Source organism: Litorilituus lipolyticus, from assembly GCF_006439335.1.
Lineage (GTDB): Bacteria > Pseudomonadota > Gammaproteobacteria > Enterobacterales > Alteromonadaceae > Colwellia > Colwellia lipolytica.
This window is the reverse complement of sequence record NZ_SAWY01000003.1, coordinates 201,100-212,528: the sequence shown is the minus strand read 5'-3', so window position 1 is coordinate 212,528 and position 11,429 is coordinate 201,100. Positions and strand designations below refer to the sequence as shown.

At 38.5% G+C, this 11,429-nt stretch carries 12 protein-coding genes; all 12 read left to right on the top strand.

Annotated elements, in window-relative coordinates:
- Positions 1-201 precede the first annotated feature (201 nt).
- The 12 genes from EPA86_RS02380 to EPA86_RS02325 all read left to right on the top strand — a co-directional run bounded on the left by EPA86_RS02380 (position 202) and on the right by EPA86_RS02325 (position 11,381).
- The gene (locus EPA86_RS02380) at positions 202-564 is read left to right on the top strand and encodes a RidA family protein (RefSeq protein ID WP_140601472.1); all 363 of its coding nucleotides are present in this window, start codon (positions 202-204) and stop codon (positions 562-564) included.
- Between the two features lie 96 nt (positions 565-660).
- Entirely contained in the window at positions 661-1,251 is a 591-nt protein-coding gene (locus EPA86_RS02375; RefSeq protein ID WP_140601470.1) for a hypothetical protein, read from the top strand.
- Positions 1,252-1,333: 82 nt separating this feature from the next.
- Entirely contained in the window at positions 1,334-2,047 is a 714-nt protein-coding gene (locus EPA86_RS02370) for a glutathione S-transferase family protein (RefSeq protein WP_140601468.1), read from the top strand.
- A 26-nt stretch (positions 2,048-2,073) separates the two neighbouring features.
- Complete coding sequence (locus EPA86_RS02365) at positions 2,074-3,540, top strand: protein adenylyltransferase SelO (RefSeq protein ID WP_140601466.1); 1,467 nt, start codon at positions 2,074-2,076, stop codon at positions 3,538-3,540.
- A 113-nt stretch (positions 3,541-3,653) separates the two neighbouring features.
- Positions 3,654-5,651, top strand: a complete 1,998-nt coding sequence (locus EPA86_RS02360) for a RecQ family ATP-dependent DNA helicase (RefSeq protein WP_140601464.1) — start codon at positions 3,654-3,656, stop codon at positions 5,649-5,651.
- A 196-nt stretch (positions 5,652-5,847) separates the two neighbouring features.
- Complete coding sequence (locus EPA86_RS02355; protein ID WP_140601463.1) at positions 5,848-6,645, top strand: DUF3450 family protein; 798 nt, start codon at positions 5,848-5,850, stop codon at positions 6,643-6,645.
- Between the two features lie 2 nt (positions 6,646-6,647).
- Positions 6,648-8,003, top strand: a complete 1,356-nt coding sequence (locus tag EPA86_RS02350; protein WP_140601462.1) for a MotA/TolQ/ExbB proton channel family protein — start codon at positions 6,648-6,650, stop codon at positions 8,001-8,003.
- Between the two features lie 12 nt (positions 8,004-8,015).
- Positions 8,016-8,408, top strand: coding sequence for a MotA/TolQ/ExbB proton channel family protein (locus EPA86_RS02345; protein WP_140601460.1), 393 nt, complete (start codon positions 8,016-8,018; stop codon positions 8,406-8,408).
- Positions 8,405-8,812: an ExbD/TolR family protein gene (locus EPA86_RS02340; RefSeq protein ID WP_140601458.1), complete on the top strand. Its 408-nt coding sequence runs from the start codon at positions 8,405-8,407 to the stop codon at positions 8,810-8,812. The genes EPA86_RS02345 and EPA86_RS02340 overlap by 4 nt, the downstream gene beginning before the upstream one ends.
- A gap of 4 nt (positions 8,813-8,816) precedes the next feature.
- Positions 8,817-9,509 (top strand): hypothetical protein, encoded by a 693-nt coding sequence (locus EPA86_RS02335; RefSeq protein WP_211664891.1) that lies wholly within the window; start codon positions 8,817-8,819, stop codon positions 9,507-9,509.
- 4 nt (positions 9,510-9,513) lie between these two features.
- Complete coding sequence (locus tag EPA86_RS02330; RefSeq protein ID WP_140601456.1) at positions 9,514-10,899, top strand: tetratricopeptide repeat protein; 1,386 nt, start codon at positions 9,514-9,516, stop codon at positions 10,897-10,899.
- 17 nt (positions 10,900-10,916) lie between these two features.
- Positions 10,917-11,381, top strand: coding sequence for a DUF2799 domain-containing protein (locus EPA86_RS02325; protein WP_140601454.1), 465 nt, complete (start codon positions 10,917-10,919; stop codon positions 11,379-11,381).
- The last annotated feature ends 48 nt before the right edge of the window (positions 11,382-11,429 follow it).

The following is an 11,429-nucleotide window of genomic DNA, read 5'->3' as shown; positions in this document are numbered from 1 at the left end:
TGGATTAATAATGAGGCTTTTTTATTGGCTATTAGTTAGAAGTAATTGAGATTGTTTAAGTTGTATAAGCTTGATAAAAGTATACGTCATAATCAGGGAAGAATATGCGAGCGTCCATGGACGGAATATCGCGATATACTTGTTCAAGTTACATAGCTTAAACTGTGCCGATAAAATTTAAATAAAACGAGCAGAAGAATAATGACAATTGAAAGATTAGAAACAAAACAACGTATGAGTCGAATCGTTAAGCATAACGGTACAATTTATTTATGTGGTCAAGTCGCAGCAGATGCCTCAAAAGGCATCACTGAACAAACCCAAACTATGCTTGATAAAGTGGATGCATTATTAGCTCAAGCAGGTAGCGATAGAGAACATATCTTATCAGCCACTATTTATGTGAAGGACATGAGCTATTTTAGTGATATGAATGCGGTATGGGATGCTTGGATACCTGAAGGCCATGCACCAGCCAGAGCTTGTGTTGCGGCCAAAATGGCACGTGAAGCATTGCTCGTTGAAATTTCAGTGGTTGCTGCGGAAATAAAACCTTGTTGCTAGACACTAGTGACAGATAAAGTATTGTGCTAGTTTACTAAGCTAAATTAGCCACTACCAATTAGTGCTTTTATCAAGAAACCTGCATAAGGAAATATCGTGTCAGATTCAGGCTTTTCATCACAAAAACTTAACTTAACTCTTGCCTTGTGTGCCATATTAATTTCAGCAGCTTCGTTTTATGCAACCTATTTACAAGCGAATGCTGCTGAGAAACAAGTTAAAGCGATGACATTGCCTTTATTGCAATATGGAACAGGTAATGTAGAGGAAGATACTAACGAGCCGGTAATCAACTTTCGCTTAGTAAATGGCGGTGTAGGGCCAGCGATCGTTAAAACAGTAACCTATAAGTATCATGGCAAATCTTCAACGGACTTCTTTGATTACTTAAAGGACTGTTGTTCGAATGAACTAAAACAATATAACAATAACCCACCCGCAAGTTTAGATTTAGCTAAGGGAGGCTATGTGACTTCCTCAACCTATAATGTTGTAATTCCAGCTCAAGATAAAATAGAGTTTTACAAACTGTATAGAGGCGAGTTGAGTGAAGGGCTATGGTCAAAACTGAATATTGAACGACGCCATTTAAAAGTACAGGTTTGTTATTGTTCTTTATTAGATGAATGTTACTTAACTGAAAATAAAGGCATCGTTGAATCTGTAGATGCTTGTCCTGTCGATTAATGGATTTCTTTACATGTAATGAAATTGTGATACTGTTTATATTTACAGTTAAATAAAACTATTACAATAATAAGGAAATGTGATGATAAGTCTTTATGGATTTGGTGCAAACTTGGGGGTGACAGATCCCAGCCCATTTGTGGTGAAAGTAGAAACCTTTTTAAAAATGGCCAGTTTGCCATATCAACGTGTAGATCGCGGTAGTAATTTAAAAAAATCACCTAAAGGAAAACTACCTTTTATCTCATTCGAAGAGGCTAACCAAGAGCAAGTTATCGCAGACTCTCAGCATATAATTGAGCAACTTACTGAAAAATATAACGTAAGCTTAGATGAGCACTTAAGTGAAGAGCAAAAAGCGCAGGCGTACTTAATGACTAAATCTCTTGATGAGAACCTTTATTGGTGTTTAGTTTATTCAAGGTGGGTGCAACAAGACACTTGGCCTTATGTCAAACAAGCCTTTTTTGGAAAGTTCCCCAGTTATTTACGTTGGTTTGTACCGGATTTAGTGCGTAAATCCGTCATAAAAACACTCAATGGTCAAGGTTTAGGTCGTCATAGTGAAGATGAAATTTTAGCTATTACCGATAAAAGCTTACAGGCATTATCTAGTGTTTTAGGTGATAAACAATATTTCTTTGGTGAGCAAGTTTGCTCGTTTGATGCAACCGCTTATGCGTTGTTATGTCAGTTTTTTTCGGTAAATTATCAAGATAAATTCAATCAAAAAGCGAAAAACTATCCTAATCTCAATCAATATTGTCAACGAATTGAACAACAGTATTACTCATAAGCTGGCGAAAGTCATAAGGTAAAATCTTGCAAATCTCTAATCAATATTTTCATTTGGGGAAAGCTTTTTCACAGCGTACTTCTCCTGTACCTGTAGCTAAGCCTGAGCTATTACTTTTTAATAACGTGTTAGCAAGTGAATTGGCTATTCCTTTTGAACAATATGATAATGAGACAATTGCACAGTATTTTTCAGGCAATCAAATTATCAAGGGGTTTACGCCTGTTGCTCAAGCTTATTCTGGTCATCAATTCGGACACTTTAATCCGCAACTAGGTGATGGCCGAGCCCACTTACTGGGAGAGCTAACAGATAAGTACGGTCAGGTAAGGGATATTCAATTAAAAGGTTCGGGTATTACTCAATTTTCACGTCGCGGTGATGGCCGTTGTGCACTGGGGCCTGCTTTGCGTGAATATATTATGAGTGAAGCTATGTTCGCTTTAGGTGTTCCTACAACACGCTGCTTAGCCGTTGTGGCGACAGGTGAGCAAGTGTATCGTGAAAGACCTTATGCTGGGGCTATTGTGACGAGGGTTGCTGCAAGTCATATTAGGGTAGGAACATTTCAATACTTCGCTGCACGTAAAGATATTGAGTCGTTAAAGAAATTGACTCATTTTGCTATCGAGCGTCATTTTCCAGAAATTTTTAATGAGCAAGAAGCAACACCTGAGCAGCTTTCTAGTGAACAGGTGCTGGCATTTTTTAATGCAGTTGCTCAAAAGCAAATCCCGCTCATATTATCTTGGATGCGAGTTGGATTTATTCATGGCGTAATGAATACAGATAATACCGCTATTTCAGGCGAAACCATTGATTTTGGCCCCTGTGCAATGATGAATAGCTATGATCGCAATACGGTATTTAGCTCAATTGATAAGTATGGTCGCTATGCATTTGGCGAACAAATGACCATCATGATGTGGAATATGACTCGATTTGCCGAAACCTTAATTCCGCTAGTGAGCGATGATGAAGAAGCGGCGGTAGCGTCAATTCAGCCATTACTGACATCACTACATCAGAAATTGATGCGAGGTTACATGCAGATGATGGCCAATAAAATAGGCATTAAGTCACTGCATGCTGAGGATGAAGCCCTAATTACTTCATTAATTGAGGTATTAGAGAGTCAATCATTAGACTATACACAAACTTTTGTTAACTTAACCGACGCCTTAATTGATGAGAAGAATCATCATGAACTCAAAGCAAGCCTAGGTATATGGTTTGAACAGTGGTTAACGCGTGTTAAAGAAAACAGCTCAGCGGCTCATCAACTGATGAAGAGTAATAACCCACGAGTTATTCCGAGAAATCATCATATAGAAGCTGTGTTAAAAGTCAGCCAAGAAACCGGTGATTTATCCTCATTGCATAGACTTCTGGCGGTATTAAAACAGCCGTATGAGCAACTTGATGATACTCCGCATTTTCAAGATGCACCTAAGGATAACGATAAAGACTATCATACCTTTTGCGGTACATAGTTTTACCCTATGTAAGTAATTATATTTAGATTAAAGTCATTTGCTTGCTTAACATGTGTTGGGCTGTAATGGTTATTACCGCACTTTCCTGATATCCCATAAAGAGCCAGATAATGAATACTTTACTGACCTCACATCTCAAACAATATTTTGGCTTTGATGGATTTCGTCCAGGTCAGGAGCAAGCCATAACTCAACTGTTACAAGGAGAGTCGACACTTGCTATATTTCCTACGGGATCGGGTAAATCCTTATGCTATCAATTAACTGCATTACAGCTACCTAATTTAACCTTAGTAGTTTCTCCTTTAATCGCATTGATGAAAGATCAGTTAGCTTTTCTTAGGTCTACAGGGATTGCTGCCGCTTGTATCGACTCAAGCTTAAGTCCTCAAGAAAACCAAGCTATTATGAGTGCTGTCGAGTCAGGTGAAACCAAAATTCTCATGGTTTCTGTTGAACGTTTTAAGAATGAACGATTCAGGCGCTTTATCCAGAATGTTGCAGTATCTATGTTGGTGGTCGATGAAGCACACTGTATATCAGAATGGGGCCATAATTTTAGGCCTGATTATCTAAAGTTACCGCAATATCGTCAGGCATTGAATATTCCTCTTGTACTGTTATTAACGGCAACAGCGACCAAGCAAGTTAAGCTTGATATGGCGGAAAAGTTTGCCATTAAAGCCAAAAATATTGTGCAAACAGGCTTTTATCGTAAAAATTTAGTGTTAACGGCACTGGCTGTAGCTGAACATAGTAAGAATACCGTCTTACTTGAGCAAGTGAATCAGCAAATTTTAATGCATCAATCAGTGACTAAACCGGCAGGCATAGTTTATGTCACTTTGCAGCAAAGCGCAGAGCAAGTGGCATTGTTTTTACAGGAAAACGGCATTAATGCTAGTGCATATCATGCGGGATTTACTAGCGAAAAAAGAACTCAAATTCAAGATGACTTTATGGCAAATAACATACAAGTCATTGTTGCCACAATTGCTTTTGGTATGGGAATTGATAAAAGTGATATTCGTTTTGTTATACATTATGACTTACCCAAATCTATAGAAAACTATAGTCAAGAAATAGGGCGAGCGGGACGAGATAATCAACAATCACACTGTATTACACTGGCAAATTTAGATGGCTTAACAACGTTAGAAAACTTTATTTACGCTGATACCCCAGAGCAAAATAGTATTGCTTATGTGCTTGATTCGATAAAGCAACAGCAAACCTTTGGGCGATGGGAAGTTCAATTGTTACAGCTATCTAATGAAAGTAATATCAAACAATTACCATTAAAAACCTTGCTGGTGCAGTTAGAGTTAACTGGCGTAATTCAATCACAGCACAGTTATTTTGCTGACTTTAAAATAAAGCTTTTACAACCTATAGAACAAATATTATCGCGCTTTGATCAAGACCGACAAACTTTCTTATCTTGCATCTTTAACGCTGTCCAGTTTAAAAAAGTGTGGGGCAGTTTAGACTTTGAACGCTTATTAAAGGATAAAAGTATTGAGCGAAACCGTGTTATTGCTGCGTTAGAGTACTTGCAGCAACAAGAGTTGCTTGAGCTTGAAACCAAAGCAATGACAGAGGTTTATAATGTACAGCTTAATAAGCTGCAAGAAACTGATTTAATCGAAAAACTCTATCATTACTTTCAAGAAAAAGAGCAAAAAGAAATTGAACGAATTAGTCAACTTGTTGGTTTTTTTCAGTTAAAGACCTGCCTTTATGTAAACTTAGCGCAATACTTTGATGATGCTTCGTATCACCGTCAACTTATTGAGCAAAAGGGTCAATTTCATTGCATGCATTGTAGTGTTTGCCATGGTAAAAGCATTGAGCTAACTTCTGAGAAAGTTAATTACGCTTGGCCTACGGATGAAGAGCTAAAACAGGGAGTACAATCGCTAGATAGTAAGCTGGAAGGTAAACTAAATATATCATTATCCCTTGATAGCTACTGTCGCTTCTTTGCAGGCTTGTCATCACCTGCTTTCAGCCGCAATAAGATCAGGCAATTACCTGCCTTTGGTCTATGTCATCAGCACACATATCAAGCTATACGTGACCGATTAAAAACTATATTACCCAGCTAAAACGCTCTAGTGGTTATAACTTATATTTATTTGTTATATATTTACTTTAATGAGCTGACAGCGTTGTCATTTGGGGCGGTTGCATCAAATTTCCGCTGTCAAAAGGTGAAATAGACGTTTGCCTGCTTGAATAAACATCAGTTAATCTGAATGAACATTTTATGTATTGTTATTATTAACTGTTTTTTAGGTGATTATGAAAGCTTTAAGTAAGGGAGTATTTTGCGCAGCCGCTTTATGTGCAAGCTTCGGATCCCAAGCACAAGAAAATTTAACTGAACTCATGCAGCAATGGCTTGATATTGAAAGCCAAAAAGGCCAACTCCAGTTGGATTGGAATACCAAAAAGCAGCAGCTTGAACAAACCCAATCATTACTCATTGTTGAGAAAACAGAATTAGCCAGCTTATTAAAAAAAGCGGACACCGATCGCTCTGATGTTGATGAACGTCGTATTGAGCTAAGTGAAAAACAGAGCCTACTTGAACAAGAGCAAGTCGCCGTTAGAAAGCAAATTTTACAAGCAACGGCTTTTTGTCAAAAACTATTAATGCGCTTACCGCCACCCTTGCAAGAACAATGGCAAGAAAAGTTACTGCTACTTACTCAAGAGGGGGCAACTGACAGTGAAAAATTAGAGCGTATCTTATCCCTTTATCAGTTGGTAAATGAATTTGATGAGCGTATTGCTCTTAATCGTGGCTCTATGGCAATACCAAGTGAGTCGGGTAATACAAAAAACCTACTGGTTACTCAAATGTATTTAGGTGTCTCTCAAGGCTGGTATGTGAGTGATGATGGCTTGCATTATGGTTATGGAAGAGCCGACTCTTCAGGTTGGCTGTGGTGGCACAATGAATCTTCCTCGGCGGAGTTAGGACGTGTACTAGCCGCACAAGATTTATTAAAACTGCGAGATATTCTACAAAAACCAACCACGGCAAAATTTATCGATTTACCAGTTAAAGTGACAAGCCAGAAGGCGGAGAGCTAATAATGATGCAAGCCTTAATGAAACCTCTTAGTGGCATTTTTATTTGCTTGATAGTGCTTTCAACTCAACAAGTACATGCAAACGATAAAATAGTGCAAGAACTGATAGAGCGAATTTCGAACTCAAAACAATCATTAACGCGAGTCGAACAAGCAGTAAATAAGCAATCAACTGCCTTAGCCCGTGAGATTGCTAAACAGCAAAAACAAGTAAAAGCATTGAGAGAGAAAGCCGTGGTGCTGCAACGTTTTGCTGATGAACAATTAATGAGTGTTGAGCAGCTAGAAAAGCGCTTAACGCAGTGGTCCACACAAAGTAATTATCAAAAACAACTTTTAACGAGTTACGCAGAAGCTAATCAATTACCATCAGAGCAGTTCACACAAGCTAATGGAGCAATCGTTATTGATGTTAATAGCTTAACGCAAATATCACAGCAGCTATTAAATAAGTTAACGCCGAGCTGGCAAGAGCAGGAAGTGATCACAGAGCAAGGCAGTATTGATCGTGTTAATACTATAACCATAGGCCCTGTGGAAGTAGCTTACGATGCCAGTGCATTATCTGGTGGGCCTGTTTCACGAGAGATTATCTCTGAGCCTAGAATATTAGCGGATATTTTTGATGAACAAGCCATCGCAGAGCTTGGCTCTATTCAAGCCTCTGGCGCAGGGACCTTAAGATTTGATCCTACCTTAGGCAATGCTTATAAGCTTAAAGATAAGCAACAAGGTATATTGGCCCATGTTAAAACTGGCGGTGTATGGGCGTTGCCGATTATCTTCTTTGGCGCTTTATCTTTAGTAGTTTCAGTGATTAAGGCGACGCAATTAGTGAAACTGCCAAAAATTGATGTGAAGTTAATTGAGAAAGTAAAAGCTATTGTGCATTTATCTGATAAGAACGATGAGGTCGCTATGGCTCATGTTCAAGAGCAACTTGCTGTGCTGGCATCTTCCAGTCAAGGTGCACAAAAAGGCTTACTCGATATTGCTATGTCGACCCCTATTTCACAAGAAAGGGATGATTTACTGATCGCATACTTACTTGAATATAAGCACAAAACCGAGCGTTTTATTGGTGCTATTGCGACCAGTGCAGCCATTGCGCCTTTACTTGGTTTATTAGGAACTGTTTCAGGGATGATTAGCACCTTTATGATGATGACTATATTTGGAACAGGTGACGCCTCAACCGTATCTGGCGGAATTTCTGAAGCCTTGATTACTACCGAGTTAGGTTTAATTGTTGCGATTCCATCGCTTATTTTAAGTGCGCTGTTAACTCGACGCAGTAAAAGCTATTGCGCCAAGCTTGAAGCCAATGCCATTAAACTAAGTAAGATCTCTTTTGCTTAATTGGAATGCATAATGCTAGCTGATTATATCTTTCTTTTAGAAAGCGCCGTCATTTGGGCGATATTATTAGTCGCGCTCTTTTGCTATGGCTTACTGATAGAACTGTGTTTCATGCATAAAGCGAGTGAACGCTGGTTTAACAGAACCCAATATTGGTTAAAGAGTATTAAAACGATTCTTGCCTCGTTACCTTTATTGGGCTTACTCGGCACAATTACGGGATTACTAACAACGTTTTTTAGAATGTCTGTAGAGAATGGCTTTAACTTACAAGAAGTGATTAGTGGCGGTATTGCTGAAGCGATGTTTACCACACAACTTGGCTTAATTATGGTTATTCCGGGGTTATTGATGTTGTCTTATCTGCAATCGAAAGTGAATCAATGGATGGCACTGAAAAAATGAAATCATTTATAGAAAGCAAACTAGAAGAAAGTAAAGGGCAAGAGCTTGATTTAGCACCTTTGCTAGATGTGGTGTTTATTTTATTGATCTTTTTTATTGTGACAACCGTTTTTGTTAAAGAAACAGGTGTTGATGTTGATAAACCGTCAGCAGTTTCCACTAAACAATTACAAAAGTCTGTATTGATGATTGCGATAACTGACAGTAAGGAAGTGGTTTATGGTGGCACTAATATTGGCGTTGAAGGGGTTAGAGCGACCTTAACCCAAGCAATACGATCAAAAGTTAAGCCTTTGGTTATACAAGCAGATAAAACTGTGCCTACTGATTTGTTAGTTCAAGTTATTGATCAAGCGAAATTGGCTGGTATCAGCAATGTTAGTATCGCTACGGTAACGAAATAGCCACATGACAATTCATAACGATGCCCTAACGAGTAACCACTTTTTAAAGATAATTAAGAAGGGCTTACCTTGGTTAATTAGTCTGTTATTAGTGCTGTTACTTGTTTTATTAATGTTGTATTTGCAACAAGGCGACTTCACTAACGAAGAGGTAGTAACTGTGCGTAAAGTGGATGTTGCCTTACCTTTGCCGCCACCACCTCCGCCGCCAATTGAAATGGAGCAAAGCCAGTCAGAATCTGATGCTGCCAGTATTGATCTTATTGGAATGGGGGCTGGGCCCGTTTTAGACTATTCGAAAAAGCCAAAGGTTGCACAATTAAAACTGACTAATGTTCAGTTGCCTGAATTTGATGTGAATTCGTTAGATTTGTCTAAAACTATCGCCGTTGATTTTGCTTTAATTGAAGTGAAAAGTTTGGATCAGCTTCCAGAAATTATTTCTTCTCGATATGTACAGCCGCCATGGTCTGTCATAAAGCGTGGTGTTACACGTATTCCAACGTTAGTTGAAATCATTATTGATCAACGCGGACGAGCACATATAAAGAAAATAGTCGATCCCGTTTATCCTGAAATGGTGGATACCATACGAACTTGGGTTAAAAATGTGCGTTTCTCTATTCCAAAGAAAAATGGAAAACCAGTACAAGCCTTATACCTTTATGGCTTGAACTTTAATTACAATAGGTCTTAATAAGATGATGACTTCATTTAAAAAGTTACTTTTCCCGATTCATTGTTTAGTTTGTTTAACCCTAGCTAGTCAAGGAATTGCCAAGGCAAATAACCATGATTTTACTATTAAGGTGGCTAAGCCGACTTTTGTCTTACCTAGCTTTGCTGGTCCTTATCAAGAAAGGGAGGCAACCATAGCCCCCGAAGAGTATGAAACGGCCGAGCGTCTTAGGGGCTTACTTGATAGTGGTCAAAAAGCTCAAGTATTAACGGAGCTTGAATCTTACTTCGACTTAGAGTTGAGTCCAGCGATGCTGAGCTTAAAAGCGCAAATTTACTTTAGCTTAGAGCAGTTTGATAAAGCAGAGCAAACCTTTCTCAACGTACTGTCACGTAAGCCACAATTGGTAAGAGTTCATAGAGATCTTGGGCAACTTTATCTGATTCAAGAAAAATATAAACTAGCTCGTCATCATTTTTCTGAAGCGATTTCTTTGGGATCAAATGAAGCGATGATTCATGGCCAATTAGGTTATTTAAATTTAACGCTACATGGCCCATTTAGTGCCATTGCTGCTTATCAAAAAGCAATGACATTACAACCTGAGGAAGTTCAGTGGCAGCAAGGGCTTTTAGCGGCTTTAACCCAAGCAAAAATGTATGAGTCGGCACAAGCATTAATATCAGAGTTGTTAGTAAAAGACCCTAACAATAAAGATCTATGGTTAAACCAAGCAGTGCTCGCGATAAACTCTGATAAGACTAATCTTGCATTAGTCAGCTTGGAAATGGCTATTATGTTAGGTGATGAAGATGATTTAAATTTAAAAACGGCGACACAGCTGCATTTGCAAATGCATAGCTATGATCGTGCAATTGCTTTAATTAATGAACACTTAAGTCAATCAGCACTAGATATGCAATTACTTAATGAATATCTTACTTGGCTTGAGCAAGTCGATATGTGGCAGCAAGCAGACACCCTGCTGTCAGGCGTTGAAAGCAAAGTTAAAGCTCTACCAAAAGCCAAGCAAAGTATTTTCTATCGACATAAAGCTACAATTGCCGTGAAGAAAAAAGATATTAAAGCAGCACAAGGTTATTTCAGATTAGCGCTTGAGCAAAACGCCAACAATGGTGATGCTTTACTTAGTTTCGCGCAATTATCTATGGCAGAAAAAGATTATATCAATGCTGAAATTTACTACACCCGCGCGTCAGTATTGCCTGAGTTTGCTAAGCAAGCCTTATTAGGCAAGGCACAAATGTACATTGATATGCTTGATTATAAATCTGCCATTAGTGAGTTACAAAAGGCCTATGGGCGTTACCCTGAATTACATTATTTACCAGAGCAAATGGAAATATTAAAAAATATCTTAAGAACTAAACAGAAAACCAACGTTTAGAAAACCAAGGACAAATCATGAAGAGAATGATAAGTATCGTAATTTTATCGGCTGGTCTATTAGCCTGTGGCTCAACAAGTAAACCAACAAAGCAAGGAAATACTGCGCTGTGTAGCGAAAGTAATTGGCAGCAAGTGGGCTATAAATTAGCACTAGCAGGTAAAGAAATAAGAACTTTCAATACACTAAAAGCCGACTGTAATAATGACATAGCAGACAGCGCAAAAAGTACCTACATTGCGGGATATCATCAAGGCATTAAAGAATACTGCACTTATGAAAATGGCCTTGTTTTAGGGAAAGAAGGCAAAGAAAATATTTTACAATGTCCTAAAGAATTACGAGAGGGATTTGATAAAGGCTATCAAACGGCATTTAAAGCCGTTCAACAGCAAAACGAGCGGGCTAGACGGGCAGCCGATAGAGAACAAATGAGAAAACAACAGAGCTCAGATTTAATTGGCTCGGGTAGAAGTCAGTAGTAAGAGCTCATTGGTGCAATTTAGCATTAACATTGAACAGATTAAAAA